The following is a 23,054-nucleotide window of genomic DNA, read 5'->3' as shown; positions in this document are numbered from 1 at the left end:
ATCGGGAATACTGGTTAAATGGTCGTTTCGCTCTCACGTCGTGGCAATGTCGAGCCCTTCCATGCCATGGACATTCTGGCCGTGGCAAACCGCCTGAAGGCCCAGGGCGTGCCGGTTGTTTCCATGGCCGTCGGCCAGCCCTCCGACCCGGCGCCGGTGGGCGTTCGCGCGGCGGCGGCCAAGGCCTTGCAGGACGGACGCATCGGCTACACCGACACGCTCGGCCTCGCCGCGCTACGCAAGGCGATCGCCGAACACTACGCCGATCACTATGGCCTCGATATTCCACCGAGCCGCATCGCGGTGACCACCGGATCGTCGGCCGCCTTCAACCTTGCCTTCCTGGCGATGTTCGATCCGGGCGACCGCGTCGCCATCGCCGCGCCCGGCTATCCCGCCTATCGCAACATCATGGCCGCACTCGGCATCGACGTGGTCGAGATCGAGCTCGGCGACGCCGCCTACCTGCATGCCGGCCATCTGGAAACCGCGCATCGCGAAAAGCCGCTGAAAGGCGTGCTGTTTGCAAGTCCGGCCAATCCGACCGGCGCGGTGATACCGGCCGATGAACTGGCGGCCCTGGTGAGGACGGCGCAGGAACTCGGCATCGCCGTGATTTCCGACGAAATCTACCATCGGTTGGCCTATGCCGCCCCCGACACCACCGCACTTGCCTATGGCGGCGACGTGACGGTCATCAACTCGTTCTCGAAATATTACTGCATGACCGGCTGGCGCATCGGCTGGATGGTGTTGCCCGAAGAGCTGGTGCGGCCGGTCGAGCGCGTCGCCCAAAGCCTCTACATCTCGCCGCCGGAACTGTCGCAGATCGCCGCGATCGAGGCGTTCAAGGCGACTGAGGAGCTGGAAGCGGTGAAAGGCCGCTATGCCTGGAATCGCGAGCTGTTGATGAAACGCCTCCCGGAACTCGGCTTTCCGCTGGCGGCACCGATGGACGGCGCCTTCTATGCCTTTTGCGATGTCACCAGGCACACCAACGACAGCATGGCCTTCGCGCGAAAGATGTTGGCGCAGGCGCATGTCGCGGCGACGCCTGGCCGCGACTTCGACACCCAGGCGGGGCACCGCACGATGCGTTTCTCCTATGCCGGCAGCCACGACGACATGGTCGAGGCGATGGCGCGCATTGAACGCTGGTTGAGGTAGCACCATGCCGGAACTCGAACAGGCGCTCGCCGAAGTCGCCGCCGAAATGGCCGAACGCACCGACCGCGGCGATGTTGCCACCTACATTCCGCAGCTGGGCAAGGTCGATCCCCAGAAGTTCGGCATTGCCGCCGTCACCAATGACGGCCGCGTGCTGATGGCGGGTGACGCCGATCAGGCCTTTTCGATCCAGAGCATCTCGAAAGTGTTCACCTTGACGCTGGCGCTCGGCAATGTCGGCGATGCGCTGTGGCAACGGGTCGGACGCGAGCCGTCGGGCAATCCGTTCAACTCGATCGTCCAGCTCGAGCATGAGAACGGCATTCCGCGCAATCCGTTCATCAATGCCGGTGCCATCGTCGTTTCCGACATCCTGCTTGCCGGCCACCAACCGCGCGAGGCGATCGGCGAAATCCTGCGTTTCATCCAGTTCCTGGCCGATGACGAGACGATCGTTATCGACCGCGAGGTCGCGGCCTCCGAACGGGCCACCGGCTATCGCAACTTCGCGCTTGCCAACTACATGAAATCCTTCGGCAATCTCAACCATGCGCCGGAGTTGGCGCTGGGTGTCTATTTCCACCACTGCGCCATCGCCATGAGCTGCCGGCAATTGGCGCTCGCCGGCCGCTTTCTCGCCAATGGCGGCAAGAACCCGGCGACCGGACATAGCGTGGTGTCGGCCGAGCGGGCTCGCCGCATCGGTGCCATGATGCTGACCTGCGGCCATTACGACGGATCGGGCGACTTTGCCTTCCGCGTCGGGATTCCCGGCAAGAGCGGCGTCGGCGGCGGCATACTGGGCATCGTGCCGGGCGTAGCCTCGCTCGCCGTCTGGTCGCCCGGCCTCAACGCCAACGGCAATTCCAAGCTGGGCTCGATCGCGCTGGAAAAGCTGGCCAGGATGATGAACTGGTCGATCTTCGCGCCGTAGAGCCTTTTTTTTCGGGACGACCGCAAATGGGTACCACCAGTCCTTGACCAAGACGGGATACTCTGATGCAACCTCTAGGTGCAGCCAATGCCATGCTGGCGGCTGGCTATTTTGCACCCGCCAGAGATGAAAAATCCCGCGCCGTCTTTCGATTGGCGCGGGATTCTTTTTGTCAAGAAATCAAGTCAAAATGCTGAAAGGCTTAGAAAAAGCCTTTCCGCTGCCACCATCCGGCGCGCTTCGGCTTGTCCTCGGTCTTGGCCGCCGGTTCGTCGGCAACGGTCGAAGACACCACCGGCACGACCGGCGCATCCACGGCCGCCGGCTTGCGCCGTGACGGGCGGACCTTCGGTGCCTCCTCGACAGTCGCTGCCGCGGCCTCGTCGGACGCAGTGGCCGGCGTCTCGGCCGGTGCCTCCGCGACCGCTTCGGCAGCAGCCGGCTCCTCGGCGACGACCTCGACCGCGGCCTTCTTCGGCTTGGCGGCACGACGTGGCTTCTTCGGCTTTTCCGTGCCCGGCGCGTCGTCATTGGCCGGAGCAAGCGCCGCCGGCTCTTCGGCCGGTGCGGCAACTACCGACTCACTGGAGACCGTCGCGCTTTCCGTCACGTCACTATCTGACACATCAAGCGTCTCGCCAGCGCTTGCCTCGGCCTCGCCTTCACCGTCTTCGCGGCGATTGCGCTTGCCGCCGCGCTTGCCACGCCTGCGCTTCTTGCCTTGGCCTTCATCCGAAGCCTCAACCGTTTCAGACGTTTCGGAAACACCGAGAGGAGCGTCGTTGTCCGCTTCCGCGTCGCCGTCGCTGGCAGTGGCTGCCGAGCCGGAAAACTCAGCGGCCGGTGCGGAGACGGAAGACCCGTCCGCAGGTGCGCCGTGTTCGCGGTCGCGATCCTTACCGCCACGACGCCGCCGGCGCTTGCGGCGCTTGCGGTCGCGGCCTTCGCCTTCTTCGCCGCCGGCAGCAGGCCGTGGCTGTTGTTGCTGCGGCTGCTGACGTGGCTGCTCGGCCTGCACCGGTGCCTCGTCGTCTTCCTCGACGACCACGATCTCGTCCTCGGGCTCTTCCGGCTCGACATAGGCCGGGAAGCTGCGTGCCTCGACAAAGCCTTCCGGCTTTTCCGCCAGTGCGCCGCGGAAGATCGCATAATGCTGCGCACCAACCGAATCGTCGGCCTCCACGGTGATGGTTAGGCCGAAGCGGCTTTCCAGTTCCACCAGCGTGCCGCGCTTATGGTTGAGCACGTAGAGTGCGGTCGCGGCCGGCGTCCGCACCGTGATGTGGCTGCGCGAATCCTTGAGCAGGAATTCCTCGATCGCCCGCACCACCATCAGCGCGACCGACGAGTCGGACCGCACATGGCCGGTGCCGCCGCAATGCGGGCAGGGCTTCATGGTCGATTCCAGCACGCTGGCGCGGATGCGCTGGCGTGACATCTCCATCAGGCCGAAATGCGAGATGCGGCCGACCTGGATGCGCGCACGGTCGTTCTTGAGGTGATCCTTCAACCGCTTCTCGACGGAGCGGTTGTTGCGGTTCTCCTCCATGTCGATGAAGTCGATGACGATCAGGCCGGCGAGATCGCGGAGCCTGAGCTGGCGGGCGACCTCCTCGGCCGCTTCCAGATTGGTGTGGAGCGCGGTGTCCTCGATCGAGTGCTCCTTGGTGGAACGGCCCGAATTGACGTCGATGGCGACCAGCGCCTCGGTCTGGTTGATGATGATGTAGCCGCCGCTCTTCAGCGTCACTTGCGGCTGGAGCATGCGGTCGAGTTGAGCCTCGATGCCGTTGCGCACGAAGATCGGGGTCGTGTCGCGGAACGGCTGAACCACCTTGGCGTGGCTCGGCATCAGCATGCGCATGAAGTCCTTGGCTTCGCGGTAGCCCTCCTCGCCGGAGACAAGGATCTCGTCGATATCCTTGTTGTAGAGGTCGCGCACCGAGCGCTTGATCAGGCTGCCTTCCTCATAGACGAGGGCAGGGGCCGTCGATTGCAAGGTGAGACTGCGGACATTTTCCCAAAGCCGCATCAGATATTCGTAGTCGCGCTTGATCTCGGCCTTGGTGCGGCTCTCGCCGGCGGTGCGCAGGATGACGCCCATGCCCTGCGGCACTTCGAGATCGGCAACGACCTCCTTGAGACGCTTGCGGTCGACCGCGCTGGTGATCTTGCGCGAAATGCCGCCGCCGCGCGCCGTGTTCGGCATCAACACCGAATAGCGGCCGGCGAGCGACAGGTAGGTGGTGAGTGCAGCACCCTTGTTGCCGCGCTCTTCCTTGACGACCTGCACCAGCAGGATCTGCCGGCGCTTGATCACTTCCTGGATTTTGTACTGGCGGCGCACCGGCTTACGGCGGTTGCGCACTTCTTCCAGCGCATCCTCGGCGCCAACCGATTCGACCTCGTGGTCGTCCGGGTGCGAGGATTGCACTTCCTCGAGCATGCCGCGATCATTGTCACCTGACGGCGCTTCGCTGCCGTCCGCTTGCGGGACGGCTTCGGAAATCACATCGGCTTCGACCGAGGCGGCGATCGACGTCGGGCCGCCGTCGCGGGTTTCGGTTTCGTCCTGCTCGGCAGAACCTTCGTCATGCCCGGACGCATCGGCATGTTCGGAAGTGTCGGCATGTTCAGTCGTATCGACATGTTCGGACGTATCGGCCGCGTGTTCGATGATCTCGGAAGTGTGGGAGATCTCCTCGACAACGACATCGCCGCCATTGTCGCCGCTTTCGCTTGCCTCGCCGGAGCCTTCGCCCTCGCCGGCCGCGCCTGCGTCGCGCCTGTGTTCACCACGGTCGCGGCTCTTGCCACCACGCCGGCGTCCGCGCCGCCCGCGATCGCGGCTCTGGCGATCATCGCCGTCGCCATCCTCGTCCTCCTCGTCTTCGGCCTCCTGCGCTTCGGCGCGCAGCAGTGCCTGACGGTCGGCGACCGGAATCTGGTAATAGTCGGGGTGTATTTCACTGAAGGCGAGAAAACCGTGACGGTTGCCGCCATATTCGACAAAGGCTGCCTGAAGGGAGGGCTCTACGCGCGTTACGCGGGCTAGGTAGATGTTTCCTTTGAGCTGCTTCTTGTCCTGGGATTCAAAGTCGAATTCTTCAATACGGTTACCGCGAACGACGACAACGCGTGTTTCCTCCGGGTGGGAGGCGTCTATCAGCATTTTGTTGGGCATTATTTCGTTTCCCCCCGGCAGCCGTCAGCCGCAGCTTGCGTGGCAAAGCCCGCTGCTGCGTGTCTGGAGTGTGGGTGCCGGATAATTGAACGTCCGCCGGCCGCCGCTTGAGCGCCATGGCGGTGCCGCCCGCAGCCATAATGGCGCGGTTTGATGCGGACCTTTCCATGATTGCGCTTGAAGCCATCGTCACCAGCAGAACCTTTTGAACCAAAGCCCGGACAAACCGGACCAGCTTGTTTGCTCTTACAGAGCCGGCGCGGGAACAAACCCGGCCGTTTTCCTCACGCAGGCGATTCCCCCGCCACGGGCGCACACCTGCGAAATTTCGTCGCGATCACCTGAACCCTTTTCGCATGAAGCGAAAGGAGCCGCCTTTCATCTGACCCTGTAGCAGGAAGCTGCGGAGGAGGGCGGTTCCAGGATTGCAGTGATCCAGTATCGCTTTTATGATTTGGCGGGGTGGAAGGCAACCCCGATTTCCGATGCCGGCAAAAAGCAGTTCCGTAACGTAAGTACAGGCTCCGACCCTTGCATGAAAAGGCTTGGTTAACCTTCTCTGGATACCAATCGTTAATCGAGTTCGCGGCCTTACCGGCACTTCGACGAAACGACGGGCGCCTGGCGCCAAACCGGGAGCGACTGGAAGAGAGATGGGACTGGCGGACTTCACAGACAAGGGATGTCGTGTTGGCGGCCGGATCATCGTTGCCTTCTGCCTCCTGCTGTTGCTGGCGATCTCTTCCGTCTCGTCCTCCGTTGCCAATGCCGCCGACGCGCCGCTGGTGGCAAAAGGTTACAAGATGGCGGGCGATGCCACCAAGATGCGCATCGTCATGGATTTCGATCGCGAACCCGATGTCAAATGGTTCCTGCTGCGCGGTCCCAATCGTCTCGTCATCGATCTTGCGAATACGCGATTCGCCATCAACGCCAAGGACTTGAAGGCGCGCGGCCTGGTCAGGGGCGTGCGCCTGGGCGAGCTCGGAGAGGGCGTTTCCCGGCTGATCCTCACCGGCAAGGGACCGTTCGCCGTCGACAAGCTCGATGTGCTCAAGAACGAGGACGGGACCGGCTACCGCATCGCCATCGACATCTCGGCAGCCTCCGCACGCGAGTTCGACGCCGCACTTGCCAATCAGGCGCTGACCACCGGGTCGACGGTTTCGACCGACAAGGGAGGGCGGGTCGGCACCGGACCGGTGTCCAATCCGGGCCATCGCTTCACCGTCGTCATCGATCCTGGCCATGGCGGCATCGACGGCGGCGCCGAGGGCCTGAACGGCACCATCGAAAAGAACGTCACGCTCGCCTTCGCCACCGAGCTGCGCGACAAGCTGGCGGCTGTCGGTAACTATGATGTGTTCATGACGCGCGATACCGACGAGTTCCTGCGCTTGGACGACCGCGTGCGCATTGCCCGGCAGCACGAGGCCGATCTGCTGATTTCCATCCATGCCGACACAATTAGCGTCAAGGGCATTCGCGGCGCCACCGTCTACACCGTTTCCGACAAGGCTTCCGATCCCGAGGCGCAGGCGCTTGCCGACCGCGAGAACCTTTCCGACCAATTCGCCGGCATGGAAATCAAGAACGACAGCAAGGAAGTCACCGACATCCTGATCGACCTGATCCGCCGCGAAACGCACAATTTCTCGATGAGTTTCGCCCACACGCTGGTCGGCCAGCTTTCGACCAGCGTCGGCCTCATCAACAATCCGCAGCGTTCGGCGGGATTCAAGGTGCTGAAAGCACCCGACGTGCCATCCGTGCTGGTCGAACTCGGTTATCTCTCGAATGCCAAGGACGAGGCGCAGCTGCTCAACGCCGACTGGCGCGGCAAGGCGGCTCAGAGTATAACCAATGCCGTCGCGCTTTTCGCGTCAGCCAAGGCCGGAGCCGGAACCGGAGGCTGACATGCGCGGCGTCGCCCACAACCAGAGGCAGCGTTGCGCGGCGACAACAGCTGTTGCCTTTATTTGCGGCCTGCGGTCACGAATTCAGGCATTGCCGTATTTTGTCCACATGGTGGCGACATGAGTTTTCGATTGCGGATTGGGACCGGCTCGAAAGCTTGCGCGGAAGGCGGCTTCGTTTAGGAAATTCCCGGACCAAGGACTGGAGCGGGTATGATTCGTCTCATTGGCTATTTTTTCGGCATCGGCACGACGCTGGCCCTTCTGGTCGCGGCGGGCGTTGCGATCTACATCGGCCATTTGTCGAAGGATCTGCCCGACTACGAGGTGCTGGCCAAATACGAGCCGCCGGTGACCACCCGCATTCACGCGTCGGACGGCGCGCTGATGGCCGAATATGCCCGTGAGCGGCGCCTGTACCTGCCGATCCAGGCCATACCGGATCGTGTCAAGGCGGCCTTCCTGTCCGCAGAGGACAAGAATTTCTACAATCATCCCGGCATCGACGTGACCGGCCTTGGCCGCGCCATCATCGTCAACCTGCAGAATGTTGGCTCGGGCAAGCGCCAGGTCGGCGCCTCGACGATCACCCAGCAGGTTGCGAAGAACTTCCTGTTGTCCTCGGACCAGACCTATGAGCGCAAGATCAAGGAGATGATCCTCGCCTTCCGCATCGAGCAGGCCTATCCCAAGGATCGTATTCTCGAGCTCTACCTCAACGAAATCTTCTTCGGCTTCGGCGCCTATGGCGTCGCCGGTGCGGCGCTGACCTATTTCGACAAGTCGGTCAACGAACTGACCGTGGCCGAGGCCGCCTATCTGGCTTCGCTCCCGAAGGGGCCGAACAACTACCATCCCTTCAAGCATGCCGATCGCGCGCTGGAGCGCCGCAACTGGGTCATCGACCAGATGGTCGAGAATGGCTACGTGACGCGTGAGGAAGGCGCAAAGGCCAAGGCCGAGCCGCTGGGCGTTACGCCGCGCCGCAACGGCACCTATCTTTTCGCCGGCGAGTACTTCACCGAAGAGGTGCGCCGCCAGATCATCGCCCGTTACGGCGAGAATGCGCTTTACGAAGGCGGCCTTTCCGTCCGCACGACGCTTGATCCGAAGGTTCAACTCATCGCTCGCAAGGCGATGCAGAACGGGTTGATGAAATACGACACGCTGCGCGGTTATCGCGGACCGGTGACGACCATCGACGTGTCCGGCGACTGGGGCGTGCCGCTGGGCAACGTCAAGGGGCTGGAGGATGTCCCTGAATGGTCGCTGGCCGTCGTGCTCGACAGTTCGGAGACCGGCCTGTCGATTGGCCTGCAGCCGGCGCGCCAGGCGTCGGGGGAGATCGTCAAGGAACGCGTTGAAGGCACCGTCAGCAAGGACGACATGGGGTTCGCGATGCGCCATCTGGTCGACGGCAAGACCGTCAAGGCCAAGTCGCCGGCGGACGTGTTGAAGCCGGGCGACGTCATCTTCGTGCAGAAGAACGATGGCGCCGATGGCGCCTACAGCCTGCGCCAGGTTCCCGAGGTGGAGGGTGGCCTGATCGCCATGGATCCGCATACGGGCCGCGTGCTCGCCATGGTCGGCGGCTTCTCCTACGCGCAGTCCGAATTCAACCGCGCGACCCAAGCCATGCGCCAGCCAGGCTCCTCCTTCAAGCCGATCGTCTATTCGGCCGCGCTCGACAACGGCTATACGCCGGCCTCGGTGATCATGGACGGGCCGATCACCATCCAGAGCGGCAACACGACCTGGACGCCGAAGAACTATGACGGCACCGTTGCTGGTCCAGCAACCCTGCGCTCCGGTATCGAGAAGTCGCGCAACCTGATGACGGTGCGGCTTGCCAACGACATGGGCATGAAGCTGGTCGTCGAATATGCCGAGCGATTTGGTGTCTACGACCATCTGGCGCCGTATCTGCCGATGGCGCTGGGCTCCGGCGAAACGACCGTGATGCGCATGGTGTCGGCCTACTCGATCATGGCCAATGGCGGCAAGTCGATCAAGCCGTCGCTGATCGACCGCATCCAGGACCGCTACGGCAAGACGGTGTTCAAACAGGACGAACGCGGCTGCCAGGGCTGCAATGCGCCCGAATGGCAGAACCAGCCTGAACCGGAACTGGTCGACAATTCCGAGCAGGTGCTCGATCCGATGACCGCCTATCAGATCACCTCGATGATGGAAGGTGTCGTGCAGCGCGGCACCGGCGCCACCATCGGCGAACTCGGCCGCCACATCGCCGGCAAGACCGGGACGACGAACGACGAAAAGGACGCCTGGTTCATCGGTTTTACGCCCAACCTCGTCGTCGGCCTCTACATGGGCTACGACACGCCGCGCGGCCTTGGCCATGGCGCTACCGGCGGTGGTCTCGCGGCACCTATCTTCAAGGACTTCATGCGGGTGGCGCTGGATGGCACGCCCAATGTCGACTTCAAGGTGCCGGAAGGCATGAATCTGATCGCCATCAATCGCAAGACCGGCATGCGTGCGGCCTCGGGTGATCCCGGCACCATCATCGAAGCCTTCAAGCCGGGTACCGGGCCCGCCGACAGCTATTGGGTGATCGGCATGGGCGCCGACGGCTCCAATGCCACCGGCGGTGCACTGTCGCCGCAGGCCAACCAGGCCATCCAGTCCGGCGGCGGCGGCCTCTACTGACGATTTTCATCAGCGGATGGGCTGGCCTTGCGCCAGCCCATTTTGCTTTACAGCCGGCGGCGGCCTCCCTATGTATCGCGCCGACCGATTTCATCAAACAGGACAGAACAGCCAGCCATGCGCGCGGAAACGCAGAATATTGTCGACGAGATCAGGCAGGCGATTACCCTGCTGAGGAGGCATCTTTGACTGGGATCAGGCCATAAAGCGGCTTGAATACCTCAATGTGCGCGCCGAGGACGCCAGCCTCTGGAACGAACCGCTGGAAGCGCAGAAGCTGATGCGCGAACGGCAGGGCCTCGAGGAAGGCATCGCCTCGGTGAAAGGCCTGACGCAGGCGCTGGAAGACAATATCGGGCTGATCGAACTCGGTGAGGAAGAGGGCGACGAGAGCGTCATCGCCGAGGCGGAAGCCGCGCTCCGTTCGATGCAGGGCGAAGCGAAAGCCCGCCAGGTCGAGACGCTGCTGTCGGGCGAGGCCGACGCCAACGACACCTACCTCGAAGTCCATGCCGGCGCCGGCGGAACCGAAAGCCAGGACTGGGCATCGATGCTTTTGCGCATGTACACGCGCTGGGCCGAGCGGCGCCGCTTCAAGGTCGAGGTGCTGGAAGTGCATGACGGCGAAGAGGCCGGCATCAAGTCCGCCACGCTGCTGATCAAGGGCCACAACGCCTATGGCTGGCTGAAGACGGAATCGGGCGTTCATCGCCTGGTGCGCATCTCCCCCTATGACAGCAATGCGCGCCGGCATACGTCGTTCGCCAGTATCTGGGTCTATCCGGTCATCGACGACACGATCGAGATCGACGTTTCCGAATCCGATGTCCGCATCGACACCTACCGCTCGTCCGGCTCGGGCGGCCAGCACGTCAACACCACCGATTCGGCGGTGCGCATCACCCACCTTGCCACCGGCATCGCGGTCGCCTGCCAGGCCGAACGGTCGCAGCACAAGAACAAGGCCAAGGCCTGGGAAATGTTGCGCTCGCGCCTCTACGAGGAAGAGCTGAAGAAGCGCGAGGCGGTTGCCAACGCCACCGAAGCGTCGAAGAGCGATATCGGCTGGGGTCACCAGATCCGCTCCTATGTGCTGCAGCCCTACCAGCTGGTGAAGGATCTTCGCACCGGCGTCGAGAGCACCAGCCCTTCGAGCGTGCTCGATGGCGACCTCGACGATTTCATGGAAGCCTCCTTGTCGCAGCGCATCGAAGGCGGTGCGGGTGAAGCGGTGGCGGATCTGGATTAGTCCTGGGAGCATGATTCCGAAAATCGGGTACCGATTTTCGGGAAAGCTCAAACACTGAGATAGGGTTCGGTCCCGATACCATCGGGATGGAGCAGGGCTCCAGAACCCGCAGCCCGACTTAGACCTGGATAAGGACGATGGCTCGCAAGCTTGTCGGAAAATGCCTGTGCGGCGCTGTGCAATACGCCGTTCGGGACGAGTTTGTTTACGCTGCCAACTGCCACTGTTCCAATTGCCGACGAACCACGGGTTCGGCCTTCAAGCCGTTCGCGGGTATCGAGCGCGAAAAATTTGCCGTGAGCGAAGGCGAGGAGAAACTTCTGATCTTCGGCGATTCAAGCGGCCATGATGCGCATTGCGGGCTGTGCGGCTCATTGCTCTATTCGCTCGTTCGCGAGGGGGCTTTTGTCCACGTGGCGATGGGAACCCTCGCCGACGATCCTTCCATCCGCCCGTCCGCCCATATCTTCGTGGGCTCAAAGGCGGGCTGGTTCACCATCACAGACGACCTGCCGCAATATCAAGAGCACGTGATTGCCGGATCTGTCGACGAATAGGCGTCGGTCGGCCACGTAGCAATTTCTTGCGCCGACTCACATTTGCGCTCACCATCACTGCATCGAGGGGAGACAAAAGCATTTATGGCTGGGCGCGGCATATCTGCTAGCTGACGATCCGGCCGCTGGGACGAGACGTTCGGGGAACGGGCAAGCGAAACGCTTGATGGCTCGTTTGAAAGGAACGTTTCCATGTCTGCCACACCCAGATCGGCCAAAGCCGTTCGACCGGCCGGCCGACTCCTGTTTTCCCTGCTTGCAATTCCAATGATAGCAATGCTGTCCTCGCCGGCGTTGGCGCATGATGCCAAGCCGACCGCGGCGAAGCCGCAAGGCTGGAGCTATCCGTTCGCCTGCTGCGCCAATTACGACTGCCACGAGGTGTCGCAAACCTCGATCAGCGAGCGCCCGGAAGGTTATGTCATCAAGGACACCGGGGAGGTGTTGGCCTACAGCGACAGACGGATCAAGGATTCGCCCGACGGCGAATTCCATTGGTGCGCGCATGAAGCCGGGCTCGATGCCGGCAAGACCATCTGCCTGTTCGTGCCGCCGTCGTCCTTCTAGGCCTTTCTGGTCTGGATCCAGAATGGAACGCTCAGACGGCGCGCCGTCTGGCGCCTCTGCTGACAGAGAGTTGTCAGGAGCGCCTCTTTATGCTGCCTTTGCCGCACGAAGCGGTGGGCGACAGGAGGAGTTCATTGATGACCATCAAGGCAAGCTGTCATTGTAAGGGGACGACATTCGAGGTTTCGCAGGCGCCGCAGACGGTGACGCAATGCACCTGCTCGTTCTGCTCGAAACGCGGCTCGCTCTGGGCCTATTACGTCCCGTCGCAATTCAAGCTCACCAGCCCGCCGGAAAAAGTTTCCGTCTACCAATGGGGATCAAAAACCGTAAAGCACGGTTTTTGCGCCACATGCGGCTGCGGCACCTTCACGGAAACGCCGGATTGGTCGACCGGCGAGCCGGATTTCGACAATCCCAAGATCAGTGTCAATTCGCGGCTGTTCGACGATTTCGATCTTGACAAGGTCGAGGTGGTCGTCATCGACGGCAAGAATCTCTGGTAGCCTCGCCATGAGGGCGACCGGCCAATCGGCGTCGGGGAAAAGCCGTTGCGGCAGCTTTTGCCGTTCCGCTTTTCGCCGCATTTCATGTTACAAGTCGCGGGAAGGGCTGATTTGGCGCCATCGCAGTGGCGTGATCTGGAGAGGGACGATCCTATGAAAAAGACTGTGCTCGTCGTTGTGGCGACGGCTTTGCTTGTGAGCGCCTGCACCACCACCGATCCGTATACGGGCGACCAGAAGATTTCCAACACCGCCGCGGGTGCCGGTCTTGGCGCCCTGGCAGGTGCCAGCCTCGGCCTGCTGGCCGGCGGCAATGACCGCCGCAACGCACTGATCGGCGCGGGTATCGGCGCGCTTGCCGGCGGCGCAATCGGCGCCACGATGGACCAGAACGAGGCCGAACTGCGTCGACAGCTTCAGGGCACCGGTGTCAGCGTCACCCGTAGCGGCGACCAGATCATCCTCAACATGCCGTCCGATATCACCTTCAATACGGATCAGGATGCTGTGAAGCCCGGCTTCTACCAGGTGCTGAATTCGGTCGCGCTGGTGCTGAAGAAGTTCAAGCAGACCACGGTCGACGTTTTCGGCCACACCGATTCGACCGGTGGCGACCAGCACAATTTCGATCTGTCGCAGCGGCGTGCGCTGGCGGTCGCCAACTACCTGTCAGGCCAGGGCGTCGATCAGCGCCGCTTCGCCGTCACCGGTTTCGGCAAGACACGGCCGATCGCATCCAACGCTACGGCCGAAGGCCGTGCCCAGAACCGTCGCGTCGAGATCCAACTGTCGCCGCTCACCTGATCTGTTCAGCAAGCGAATGCAAAACGGCCCCAGGTGGGGCCGTTTTTGTTTGAGCGGACGCCGGCGCTCATTCAGATTGGCGCGCCGGAGAATTAGTTAGTTCTAAATAACTAGTTTCCCGCAGCCATGGAAAGGAATAGCATCGTCCCTGTTCCAGAGGGGATGAGGCGGTACAACTGGCCGCGCAATCAGTATTTTTTCCCGCCTCGGTCTTGCACGGCCAGATCAGAAAGTCTGGGAGGAATGCATGACAAGAACAGCCAGCCTTGGGCGCTGCGGCGTCCTCGCTTTAGCCAGTGTTGTGGGGTTGGGCGTCGCCACGGCTCGGGCCGAGGATGCCGGCAAGGCCGACATAGAGGCCTTGAAGAAGTCGCTTGCCAAATATGAGGACTACACCGCCGCCGTCCGCGACCTCTATCTGTCGACAGTCGGCTGCGTCTACTTCAGCGGAGAAAAGATACCGGGCACGATGGACTACCCGAAAGGCGCCATGGGTATCCATTTCGTCAACGTCCCCAGTGTCGGCCAAAAACTCGATCCGATGCACCCCAATGTGCTGATCTACGAACCGACGAAAAAAGGCCTGCGCCTTGTCGGGGCGGAATGGCTGGTGCCGCTGACGCCGGACATCAAAGCGCCGCCGAAGCTGTTTGGCCAAACCTTCATGGGCCCGATGGAGGGACACTATCCGCTCATCCCGAGGGAGTTCGTCCACTATGATCTTCACGCCTGGTTCGTGGACAACCCGAACGGCCTGTTCAGTCCGACGAACCCGAAGGTGAAATGCAACAAGGCCGAGTTTCCGATGCTGGAGAAACCGACCAAGATGATGCCTGGCCCGATGTAACGGGCGAGCCAGGCTCGGAGCAATTCCCGGAAAGGTGTGAGACGGTTTCCCGGGAAAGCGCATGGCGCTTTCCCTCAGGGAATTGCGTCAAAGCAAGAGTTGGAGCGGTTCGGCGTTTCCGTGAAAACGACGAACCGGCAGGAGCTTACCGTGAGGGCAAGCCGATGGCTGGCTTGCCCTTGAAAGCGGTTGGGGATCAGACCTTGGCGACGATCCGCATGAAGGCCGGCATGTCGTCGCCGAAGCCGACAGTGGTGTCGTTGTCTTCCTGGCGGTGGCGGGCAGGGCGGTTGCTGTCGCGCTGCGGCCTGGTGTCGCCACGTTCCGGAGCGCGCGGTTCGTTGCGATCGGATGATTTGCGCTCGGTGTTTTCCGAGCGGATCGCTTCCTTTCGCGCACGCCGTTCGCCGATGTCGGCGACCGCGGTCTCCGCCACATCAGGCTGTTCCTGCTGCTGCGCAATGACGACCGGGGCGTCTTCCTCGCTGTGTTTGGAGCGGCGTTCACCACCCCTTTTGCGCTCGCCCCTGTCCTTGCGATCGTCATCCTTGCGGCCGGCGCGGCGTGGCGCGCCCTTGCCACGGCGTGGAGCGTCGTCCTCACCGCCTTCGCTGGCGACCACCGTCGACAGATCGCCGTCATGCCACTCGATCTTGTTGCCGATCAGCCGCTCGATGGCGTCGATATATTTGGTGTCCGACTTGGTCGCGATGGTGAAGGATTTGCCCGAGCGCCCGGCGCGGCCGGTGCGGCCAATACGATGGACATAGTCTTCGGCATGGATCGGCACGTCGTAGTTGAAGACGTGGCTGACGTCGGGGATGTCGAGGCCTCGTGCGGCGACGTCGGAAGCAACGAGATAGCGCAGCTTGCCGTCGCGGAAATTGGCCAGCATCTGCATGCGCGCACGCTGGTCCATGTCGCCATGCAGCGCGCCGGCGTCGAAATCATACTTCAGCAGCGAGCGGAATAGCTCCGACACCTCGACCTTGCGGTTGCAGAAGATGATGGCGTTCTTCAGCTCCGCGTCCTCGGCCTTGATCAGGTTGCGCAGCGTCTCGCGCTTGTCCCACGGCTTGGAGCCGGATTTGACCAGGCGTTGGATGATGTTGGTGGCGGCCGACGCGGCCTTAGAGACCTCGACGCGCACCGGCGCGTGCAGGAATTTCTCGGTGAGCTTGGTGATTTCCGGCGGCATCGTCGCCGAGAAGAACAGCGTCTGCCTGGTGAACGGGATCATCTCGCAGATGCGCTCGATGTCGGGGATGAAGCCCATGTCGAGCATCCGGTCCGCTTCGTCGATGACGAGGATCTCGACGCCGTTGAGCAGCAGCTTGCCGCGCTCGCGGTGGTCGAGCAGGCGGCCGGGCGTCGCGATCAGCACGTCGGCGCCGCGCTCCAGCTTCTTGTCCTGTTCGTCGAACGAGACGCCGCCGATCAAGAGCGCGATGTTGAGCTTGTGGTTCTTGCCGTATTTGACGAAGTTTTCCTCGACCTGCGCGGCGAGTTCACGCGTCGGCTCAAGAATGAGGGTGCGCGGCATGCGGGCGCGGGCGCGGCCCTTTTCCAGCCTTGTGAGCATGGGCAGCACGAAGGATGCCGTCTTGCCGGTGCCGGTCTGGGCGATGCCCAGTACGTCCTTGCCGAGAAGCGCGTGCGGGATGGCACCGGCCTGGATCGGCGTCGGCTGGGTGTAGCCGGCATCGGTGACTGCGGAAAGGACCTTCGGCGACAGGCCTAGGTCTGAAAAGGTCAACGCTTCTGGAGCGGTCGTGGTGTCTGAGGACAAGTGTTGTTGTCTTTGGCTGGTTCGGGGAAGCGCAACAGCATGTGTGTCGCGGCAAGCGCCACGCGCCTGCAAGATTGGTATTGCGATTAGGCGCAAGCCCACGATTTGTCAACAGAAACGGGCAGGAATGGGCACGATTGTGAAGTTGTAACCTTAATCGCAATGCTTAATCGAGGCATTGATCGCTGCGCCGGTCAGTAGCGGAACTGCTCGGCGAGAATGCGTTCGTTCCAGGAATGATTGGGATCGAACAGCAACGTTGCCGTCGCGGTTGGTGATTCCCGCACTGTGACCGAGGTCACCGCCTTGACCTCGGTATGGTCGGCGGCGGCGTTCACAGGCCGCTTTTCCGGCTCGAGGATGTCGAAGCGCACGGTCGCCTTGTTGGAGAGCAGCGCGCCGCGCCAGCGGCGCGGGCGAAACGGGCTGACCGGGGTCAGCGCCAGCAGCGGCGCGTCGAGCGGCAGGATCGGCCCATGCGCTGAGAGATTGTAGGCGGTGGACCCGGCAGGCGTCGCGATCATCACGCCGTCGCAGCTCAGTTCCTCGAGCCGTACCTGCTCGTCGACGGTGATGCGGATCTTGGCCGTCTGATAGGATTGGCGCCAAAGCGCCACCTCGTTGATCGCCAGCGCCGAAACCGTTTCACCTTCCGACGTCTCCGCCAGCATCTCCAGCGGGCGGATCGTTTCGGCGACGGCGGCCGCGAGACGCTCGGTAAGGCCACCGGAGCGATATTCGTTCATCAGGAAACCGATGGTGCCACGGTTCATGCCGTAGACCTTCTTGCCCGTCCCCATCGTGTCACGCAGGGTCTGCAGCAGGAAGCCGTCGCCGCCAAGGGCGACGACGATCCCGGCATCCTCGATGGAGGACTGTCCATAGCGCGCCGACAGGCTTTCCAGCGCCGTCTTGGCGTCAGCGGTGTCGGACGACACGAAGGCGATGCGGCTGGCGGTTTGGCTCATGGCTCCCCGATGACGACCGATTGGCGGGAGCCGTTACCGTGGCCGCGCCAGCGTCGGGGTAGCATGGGCAGGGTACGTCTGCAAAGAGAGCCGTTGTTCCGGCCGGCTAGGCGATCGGAAAGCGGCGAGATGCGGACCTGCCGTTCGCGCATCATGTCAAAGGCAACGCGAATGTGATGGTTAAGGCGAGGGTTAAACTATCGTAAAGCCGCATCGGTCATGTTAGCCGACAGTGGATGGTGGCGGGGGCCTAGCCAGTCGAGGCCGACATATTGCCGGTAGCACGCCTTATCATCGTCTTCCTGATGCTGGGAAGTTTCGCTCTTGTCTTCGCCGCACTGGTGCGCCAGTCCGAAGAGACGAGCTTCCGGCCTCAGCCCACGGCGTCGCGCTGCGGCGACGCAGCCGGAACGCCATGCCCGCAAAGGGCGCTCTAACTCCGAGGACATATTGTTTCTCCCTGAACCGAGGCCGGTGGGTCGCCGCGGGACAATGGCGTGCGCCAAGCTTGCTCGTTGCGCTTGCGGCCCTTCGCGACGTAGATGAGACCCTGATTGGCGGATAGGCTTTGGATCGGTGGCGCAAGCCAGCTATCCGTCGTTCTTGGGAAACAAGCCCTGCGGCTCGTTGACTGGCCGGGTGTCTGGAGGGAGAATTTTCCATGTCGCGCAGCGTGTTGGTTTCAGGTGGCTGCGGTTTCTTGGGCTCGCATCTGATCGACCGTCTGCTGCGGCGAAACGACCTGGAAAGACTGGTCGTCGTCGACAATCTATGGACCGGCACGCGAGACAACATTGCGCATGTCACCGACCCGCGTTTCAGCCTTCAGATTGCTGACGCCGACAGCTTTTCATCCGGTGAGCGCTTTGACGAGATCATCCATCTGGCGTCGCCCGCTTCGCCAATATGGTACATGCGCGAGCCGATACGCACGATCAAGGCCAACATAGGTGGTGCGCTCAATCTTCTGATGCTGCTCAAGCCCGGCGGTCGTTTCTGCTTTGCCTCGACTTCGGAAATTTACGGCGATCCCCAGGTTTCGCCGCAACCCGAGAGTTACAGGGGATCGGTCGACTGCACCGGTCCCAGGGCCGCCTATGATGAAAGCAAGCGCTGCACCGAGGCATTGCTGTTCGAGCAGCAGCGCGTCAGCGGGCTTGATGTTCGTGTCGTCAGGATTTTCAACACCTATGGTCCGCGAACCCGCATGGACGACGGGCGCGCCATTTCGAACTTTGTCATCCAGGCTCTGACGACAGGGGTCCTGACGGTTTACGGCGACGGCTCCCAATCGCGCAGCTGGGGTTATGTCGACGATATCGTCGAGGGACTGGAACGTTTCTTCTGGCGCGACAGCATCTCGCACCGCGGTCCGCTGAACATCGGCAACAATCACGAGGTTTCGGTTCTGCACATCGCAGAATTCGTCAGCTCGCTTGTCCCCGGCAGCAGCATCGAGCACCAGCCTCCGGTTCCCCAGGATCCAACCAACCGATGTCCGGACCTGACTTTGGCGAGGCATCTCCTTCCTGGTTGGGAAGCAAAGACCGGCTACCAGGAAGGCATCGCGCGGACGTTCGAGTGGTTTCGCCAACGGATCGCCGCGACCAGGATGTGACGCCTTTTTAGGCCGGATTGGCGACAGCCAGCGCAATACGCTCCTCGCCGCGCACAGCGGAGAAGAGCGCCATGGTCATCAGAAGCACGGCCGCCACAAACAGGCGCATGACCTTGATCCAAACCCTACAGGCCGCAGCGGTCACGCCTCGACTTGCCCCAAATTCATCAATGGCCTCGTCCTGAGCATACCATGATGGGTTCACCGACGCATCGGCAGCTCGTCAACGGTCGATGCCTTGCTCATGGTCGCAAAAAGATATTGACTGTATGTTTAGTCATAGTTATCCCTGTCGGTGAGGATCAAGTTGGTCAGCCGGTTACCGCCGGTGAATGACCACGGAGGAGAGGGGAATATCTTGACAGCCACACGGCCCGCCGTTGAGGCGAAGGGCGTCACCAGGATCTTTCGGGGAACCGGTCGGGATTCGGTCAAGGCGCTCGACAACGTCTCCGTCGCGATCCGCGAAAACGAGTTCTTCACGCTGCTCGGCCCGTCCGGCTGCGGAAAGACGACGCTGCTGCGGCTGATCGCCGGCTTCGACTATCCGACTGACGGCGAAATCCTGCTCTATGGCCAGGACATCGCGCCGTTGCCGCCGTTCAAGCGGCCGGTCAACACCGTCTTCCAGTCCTATGCGCTGTTCCCGCACATGACGGTCGCCGACAACATCGGCTTTGGCCTGAAGATGCTGGGCAAGCCGAAGTCCGAGATCGAGGCTCGTGTCGACGCGATGCTGAAGCTCGTGCACATGCAGGAGCTCAAAAATCGGCGCACCAGCCAAATCTCCGGCGGCCAGCAGCAGCGTGTGGCGCTGGCCCGTGCACTTGCACCGCAGCCGAAAGTGCTGCTGCTCGACGAACCCTTGTCGGCGCTCGACTACAAGCTGCGCAAGGAAATGCAGATCGAATTGAAGCGGCTGCAGCACGAGACCGGCATCACCTTCATCTTCGTCACCCATGACCAGGAGGAAGCGCTGACGATGTCGGACCGCATCGCGGTGATGTCGTCGGGCAAGATCCTGCAGGTCGGCTCGCCCTGGGACGTCTATGACCACCCGGCGGAACGGTTCGTCGCCGACTTCATCGGCGAGACGAACTTCCTGACCGGCATGGTCGAAAGTGCGGGCAATGGCCGGGCGCGGATTGCCTTGCGCTCGGGTGCGAAGATCTGCGCGACCGCCGCCGAGGATTTCCGCGCCGGCGGCAACGCAACGCTGATGGTGCGACCTGAGCATGCCAAGCTCGTCAAAGGCCGCGGCGACCTGACCGGCACGATCGAGACCATCGTCTATTTCGGCACCGACACGCACATCCATGTCCGGCTGGACGAAGGCGACGTCTTCATGGTGCGCCAGCAGAACTCGCGCAGCGCCAGTTGCGGCTTCGAAAACGGCGACAAGGTCGGCATATCGATCGGCGACGATGCTGCCCAAGTGCTGAAGGACTAGGGCCATGGCGACCGCGATAGAGGTAGCCGAAAAGGCCGAACGTGAAGATATCAGGTCACGCTGGCTGCTTTCCACCCCGGCGCTGCTGATCGTCTTCGTCGCGGCCCTTGGGCCGCTGCTGATCGTGGTCGTCTATTCCTTCCTGACGCCAGGCAATTACGGCGATGTGAAATGGCAGTTCTCGCCCGATGCCTGGGTGAGCGTACTGTTCGAGCGTGACGTCTTCGACGACACGCTGTCGTTGGCCACCGCCTATCTGTCGATCTTCTGGCGCTCGGTGTCGCTGTCGCTGGCAACCACTGTGCTGACCCTGATCCTCGGCTTCCCCACCGCCTATTTCATTGCCACACGGCCGGATCACCGGCGCGACATCTGCCTGTTCCTGATCACCATCCCGTTCTGGACGAACCTTCTGATCCGCACCTTTGCCATGCAACAGGTGCTGCGCAATGACGGCATCATCAATTCGGTGCTGCAACTGCTTGGGATCACCGACCATCCTGTGCAGCTCATGTACACCAATTTCGCTGTCCTGGCCGGCATGGTCTACGTGTTCCTGCCGCTGATGGTGCTGCCGCTGTACGCCAGCATGGAGAAGATCGACTTCCGCCTTGTCGAGGCGGGCTACGACCTCTACGCAACGCGGTTCGAGGTTTTGAGGCGCATCATCATCCCGCTGGTCACACCGGGCATCGTCGCCGGCTCAATCCTCGTATTCATCCCCTCGCTCGGCGCCTATGTGACGCCGAGGGTGCTCGGCGGCGGCACCAATCTGATGATCGGCAACCTGATCGAGCTGCAGTTTGGCCAGGGCAGAAACTGGCCGCTTGGTGCCGCGCTGTCGATCACCTTGATGGCGATCGTCATGGTGGCGCTGCTGTTTTATGTGCGCAACACGACCAGGTCGGATGGCGCCCATGGCTAATCGCTTCGACGTCCGGCGGCAGAACGGCTTCGTCAGCGTGGCGATGCTGTGTTTCTTCCTGCTTTACCTGCCGATCGCGACCCTGGTGGTCTATGCCTTCAACGACAATGATTCCATTGTGATCTGGAAAGGCTTTTCGCTGCGCTGGTTCCACGTCGCCTGGAACAATGCGCTGGTCATCGAGGCGTCTATCCGCTCGTTCCAGATTGCGGCTGTCGCCGCCGTGCTGGCGACAATCACCGCCACGATGGCGGCGTTGGCGACGACCAGGACCAAGCCGTATCCGGGATTGACCCTCAAATACGCCTTCATCAACCAGCCGCTGATGGTGCCGGAGATCGTCACCGCGGTGGCGCTGCTGATCGTCTTCTCGCGCATCAAGATCTGGACCGGTTATTCCGGGCTCGGCTACCTCGTCTCCGCGCACACCGCCTTCTGCATCCCGTTCGCCTATCTGCCGATCCGGGCGCGGCTTGAGAGCATGGACCTGTCGCTCGAGACGGCGGCGACCGATCTCTACGCAACGAAGTGGAAGACCTTCCTGCACGTGACCTTGCCATTGCTCTGGCCGGGCATTCTCGCCGGATTGATGCTCGCCTTCGTCGTCTCGCTGGACGACGTCGTCATCACCGAATTCGTCAAATCGGGCGGCCAGGACACGCTGCCAACCTACATGCTCGGCCAGCTCCGGCGTACCGTCACGCCGGAAGTCAATGCGATCTCGACGGCCTTCCTCTTGCTGTCGATCGGCATCGTCACGGCTTTCTTCTTCATCAGCAGGAAACGGACCTGAGGCGGCAACGCCGACGGTCCCAACAATGGGAGCATGGAGCATGAACTGGAAACTGACCGCGACGGCGATCGGGCTGTCGCTGCTGGCCGTGACGGGTGCCGCCCGCGCCGAGGGTGAACTCAACATCTACAATTGGGGTAACTACACCAACCCCGATCTCATCAAGAAATTCGAGGAGACCTACCAGGTCAAGGTCACCGTCACCGACTTCGATTCCAACGACACAGCACTCGCCAAGATCCGCCAGGGCGGTGCCGGTTTCGACATCGTCGTGCCGTCGGCAAGCGTCGTCCCGATCTGGATCAGCGAAGGGTTGCTGCTTGAATCCCGCCCGGACCAGATGGAGAATTTCAAAAACGTCGATCCCAAATGGGTCGATGTCCCCTTCGATCCGGGTCGTAAATACACGGTGCCGTGGCAGTGGGGCACGACAGGCGTGTCGGTGAACAAGTCGGTCTATTCCGGCGACGTGAACACGTCCGCGATCTTCCTCGATCCGCCGCCCGAGCTCGTCGGCAAGATCAATGTCGTTCCCGAAATGGGCGACGTCATGTTCCTCGCCATCGCCTACGAAGGCGGCCAATACTGCACCGACGACAAAGTTCTGCTGAAGAAGGTGCGCGACAAGCTGGTCGAGGCCAAGGCGAAATGGCTGTCCTTCGACTATGGCGCCGTCGACGGCCTCGGCAAGGGCGACATCGCCGCCGGCGTCAACTGGAACGGCATATCGCTTCGCCAGCGGCTGCAGAACGACAAGATCGTCTATGGCTATCCCAAGGAGGGCTACCCGATCTGGATGGACAACGTCGCCGTCCTCAAGGACGCCAGGAACGTCGAGAACGCCAAGCTCTTCCAGAACTTCATCATGGACCCGCAGAACGCCGCACTGATCTCGGCCTTCGCGCGCTATTCCAACGGCATCAAGGGCTCGGAAGCCTTCATGCCCGACGACATGAAGAACGCGCCGGAAGTGAACGTTCCGGCGGAATTCGCTGCCAAGGGACAGTTCATGCCGGCCTGTCCGCCTGAAGTGCAGGCGCTCTACACGAAAATCTGGACCGACCTCCAGAGATAGCCCGACCTGGGCTTCTCGCGCCGCGATATCGCGGC

Annotated in this window: 18 protein-coding genes; 15 read left to right on the top strand and 3 right to left on the bottom strand. The window is 62.1% G+C overall.

The window, feature by feature from the left end; translation table 11 throughout:
- The first annotated feature begins 18 nt into the window (after nucleotides 1–18).
- Both HNQ71_RS00235 and HNQ71_RS00230 read left to right on the top strand, forming a co-directional pair.
- Nucleotides 19–1,167 (top strand): pyridoxal phosphate-dependent aminotransferase, encoded by a 1,149-nt coding sequence (locus tag HNQ71_RS00235; RefSeq protein WP_184870650.1) that lies wholly within the window; start codon nucleotides 19–21, stop codon nucleotides 1,165–1,167.
- 4 nt (nucleotides 1,168–1,171) lie between these two features.
- Complete coding sequence (locus HNQ71_RS00230; protein ID WP_184870649.1) at nucleotides 1,172–2,101, top strand: glutaminase; 930 nt, start codon at nucleotides 1,172–1,174, stop codon at nucleotides 2,099–2,101.
- A 202-nt stretch (nucleotides 2,102–2,303) separates the two neighbouring features.
- On the opposite strand, the gene HNQ71_RS00225 is transcribed toward HNQ71_RS00230, so the two are convergent.
- Nucleotides 2,304–5,285, bottom strand: coding sequence for an Rne/Rng family ribonuclease (locus HNQ71_RS00225; protein ID WP_184870648.1), 2,982 nt, complete (start codon nucleotides 5,283–5,285; stop codon nucleotides 2,304–2,306).
- A gap of 653 nt (nucleotides 5,286–5,938) precedes the next feature.
- On the opposite strand from HNQ71_RS00225, the gene HNQ71_RS00220 reads away from it, so the two are divergent.
- From HNQ71_RS00220 to HNQ71_RS00185, 8 genes are all read left to right on the top strand, one after another.
- Entirely contained in the window at nucleotides 5,939–7,201 is a 1,263-nt protein-coding gene (locus HNQ71_RS00220; protein ID WP_184870647.1) for an N-acetylmuramoyl-L-alanine amidase, read from the top strand.
- 213 nt (nucleotides 7,202–7,414) lie between these two features.
- The gene (locus tag HNQ71_RS00215; protein WP_184870646.1) at nucleotides 7,415–9,871 is read left to right on the top strand and encodes a penicillin-binding protein 1A; all 2,457 of its coding nucleotides are present in this window, start codon (nucleotides 7,415–7,417) and stop codon (nucleotides 9,869–9,871) included.
- Between the two features lie 117 nt (nucleotides 9,872–9,988).
- A protein-coding gene (gene prfB / locus HNQ71_RS00210) for a peptide chain release factor 2 (protein ID WP_143748921.1) occupies nucleotides 9,989–11,120 on the top strand; the annotation gives its coding sequence in 2 pieces (ribosomal slippage) (nucleotides 9,989–10,054 and nucleotides 10,056–11,120; 1,131 coding nt in all).
- 137 nt (nucleotides 11,121–11,257) lie between these two features.
- The gene (locus HNQ71_RS00205) at nucleotides 11,258–11,677 is read left to right on the top strand and encodes a GFA family protein (protein ID WP_184870645.1); all 420 of its coding nucleotides are present in this window, start codon (nucleotides 11,258–11,260) and stop codon (nucleotides 11,675–11,677) included.
- A 192-nt stretch (nucleotides 11,678–11,869) separates the two neighbouring features.
- Nucleotides 11,870–12,244: a hypothetical protein gene (locus tag HNQ71_RS00200; RefSeq protein ID WP_095090697.1), complete on the top strand. Its 375-nt coding sequence runs from the start codon at nucleotides 11,870–11,872 to the stop codon at nucleotides 12,242–12,244.
- 137 nt (nucleotides 12,245–12,381) lie between these two features.
- Nucleotides 12,382–12,750 carry a GFA family protein gene (locus HNQ71_RS00195; protein WP_184870644.1) on the top strand — a complete coding sequence of 123 codons (369 nt, stop codon included), beginning with the start codon at nucleotides 12,382–12,384 and terminating at the stop codon, nucleotides 12,748–12,750.
- Between the two features lie 153 nt (nucleotides 12,751–12,903).
- Nucleotides 12,904–13,554: a YiaD family glycine zipper/OmpA-like lipoprotein gene (locus HNQ71_RS00190; protein ID WP_095090696.1), complete on the top strand. Its 651-nt coding sequence runs from the start codon at nucleotides 12,904–12,906 to the stop codon at nucleotides 13,552–13,554.
- A 247-nt stretch (nucleotides 13,555–13,801) separates the two neighbouring features.
- Nucleotides 13,802–14,401, top strand: coding sequence for a hypothetical protein (locus HNQ71_RS00185; protein WP_184870643.1), 600 nt, complete (start codon nucleotides 13,802–13,804; stop codon nucleotides 14,399–14,401).
- A 196-nt stretch (nucleotides 14,402–14,597) separates the two neighbouring features.
- On the opposite strand, the gene HNQ71_RS00180 is transcribed toward HNQ71_RS00185, so the two are convergent.
- Nucleotides 14,598–16,190, bottom strand: a complete 1,593-nt coding sequence (locus HNQ71_RS00180) for a DEAD/DEAH box helicase (protein ID WP_184870642.1) — start codon at nucleotides 16,188–16,190, stop codon at nucleotides 14,598–14,600.
- Nucleotides 16,191–16,384: 194 nt separating this feature from the next.
- Entirely contained in the window at nucleotides 16,385–17,158 is a 774-nt protein-coding gene (locus HNQ71_RS00175) for an NAD kinase (RefSeq protein WP_184870641.1), read from the bottom strand.
- Nucleotides 17,159–17,819: 661 nt separating this feature from the next.
- On the opposite strand from HNQ71_RS00175, the gene HNQ71_RS00170 reads away from it, so the two are divergent.
- The 5 genes from HNQ71_RS00170 (at nucleotide 17,820) to HNQ71_RS00150 (ending at nucleotide 23,019) form a co-directional block, all read left to right on the top strand.
- Nucleotides 17,820–18,776: an NAD-dependent epimerase/dehydratase family protein gene (locus tag HNQ71_RS00170; protein ID WP_184870640.1), complete on the top strand. Its 957-nt coding sequence runs from the start codon at nucleotides 17,820–17,822 to the stop codon at nucleotides 18,774–18,776.
- Nucleotides 18,777–19,134: 358 nt separating this feature from the next.
- On the top strand, nucleotides 19,135–20,226 hold the full coding sequence (locus HNQ71_RS00165; protein WP_184870639.1) for an ABC transporter ATP-binding protein: 1,092 nt from the start codon (nucleotides 19,135–19,137) through the stop codon (nucleotides 20,224–20,226).
- A gap of 4 nt (nucleotides 20,227–20,230) precedes the next feature.
- Nucleotides 20,231–21,151, top strand: coding sequence for an ABC transporter permease (locus HNQ71_RS00160; RefSeq protein WP_184870638.1), 921 nt, complete (start codon nucleotides 20,231–20,233; stop codon nucleotides 21,149–21,151).
- Nucleotides 21,144–21,944, top strand: coding sequence for an ABC transporter permease (locus HNQ71_RS00155; RefSeq protein WP_184870637.1), 801 nt, complete (start codon nucleotides 21,144–21,146; stop codon nucleotides 21,942–21,944). The genes HNQ71_RS00160 and HNQ71_RS00155 overlap by 8 nt, the downstream gene beginning before the upstream one ends.
- 40 nt (nucleotides 21,945–21,984) lie before the next feature.
- The gene (locus tag HNQ71_RS00150; RefSeq protein WP_184870636.1) at nucleotides 21,985–23,019 is read left to right on the top strand and encodes an extracellular solute-binding protein; all 1,035 of its coding nucleotides are present in this window, start codon (nucleotides 21,985–21,987) and stop codon (nucleotides 23,017–23,019) included.
- The last annotated feature ends 35 nt before the right edge of the window (nucleotides 23,020–23,054 follow it).

The sequence above is a fragment of the Mesorhizobium sangaii genome (assembly GCF_014207355.1).
GTDB classification, from domain to species: domain Bacteria; phylum Pseudomonadota; class Alphaproteobacteria; order Rhizobiales; family Rhizobiaceae; genus Mesorhizobium; species Mesorhizobium sangaii.
This window is presented reverse-complemented; position numbering and strand designations above follow the sequence as displayed.

Bases quoted from the DNA above. Each gene is read 5' to 3' on its own strand.
- HNQ71_RS00230 (WP_184870649.1), top strand. From the start codon at position 1,172: ATGCCGGAACTCGAACAGGCGCTCGCCGAAGTCGCCGCCGAAATGGCC.
- HNQ71_RS00200 (WP_095090697.1), top strand. From the start codon at position 11,870: ATGTCTGCCACACCCAGATCGGCCAAAGCCGTTCGACCGGCCGGCCGA.
- HNQ71_RS00185 (WP_184870643.1), top strand. From the start codon at position 13,802: ATGACAAGAACAGCCAGCCTTGGGCGCTGCGGCGTCCTCGCTTTAGCC.
- HNQ71_RS00175 (WP_184870641.1), bottom strand. From the start codon at position 17,158: ATGAGCCAAACCGCCAGCCGCATCGCCTTCGTGTCGTCCGACACCGCT.
- HNQ71_RS00160 (WP_184870638.1), top strand. From the start codon at position 20,231: ATGGCGACCGCGATAGAGGTAGCCGAAAAGGCCGAACGTGAAGATATC.
- HNQ71_RS00150 (WP_184870636.1), top strand. From the start codon at position 21,985: ATGAACTGGAAACTGACCGCGACGGCGATCGGGCTGTCGCTGCTGGCC.
- HNQ71_RS00235 (WP_184870650.1), top strand. From the start codon at position 19: ATGGTCGTTTCGCTCTCACGTCGTGGCAATGTCGAGCCCTTCCATGCC.
- HNQ71_RS00225 (WP_184870648.1), bottom strand. From the start codon at position 5,285: ATGCCCAACAAAATGCTGATAGACGCCTCCCACCCGGAGGAAACACGC.
- HNQ71_RS00195 (WP_184870644.1), top strand. From the start codon at position 12,382: ATGACCATCAAGGCAAGCTGTCATTGTAAGGGGACGACATTCGAGGTT.
- HNQ71_RS00220 (WP_184870647.1), top strand. From the start codon at position 5,939: ATGGGACTGGCGGACTTCACAGACAAGGGATGTCGTGTTGGCGGCCGG.
- HNQ71_RS00170 (WP_184870640.1), top strand. From the start codon at position 17,820: ATGTCGCGCAGCGTGTTGGTTTCAGGTGGCTGCGGTTTCTTGGGCTCG.
- HNQ71_RS00215 (WP_184870646.1), top strand. From the start codon at position 7,415: ATGATTCGTCTCATTGGCTATTTTTTCGGCATCGGCACGACGCTGGCC.
- HNQ71_RS00190 (WP_095090696.1), top strand. From the start codon at position 12,904: ATGAAAAAGACTGTGCTCGTCGTTGTGGCGACGGCTTTGCTTGTGAGC.
- HNQ71_RS00155 (WP_184870637.1), top strand. From the start codon at position 21,144: ATGGCTAATCGCTTCGACGTCCGGCGGCAGAACGGCTTCGTCAGCGTG.
- HNQ71_RS00205 (WP_184870645.1), top strand. From the start codon at position 11,258: ATGGCTCGCAAGCTTGTCGGAAAATGCCTGTGCGGCGCTGTGCAATAC.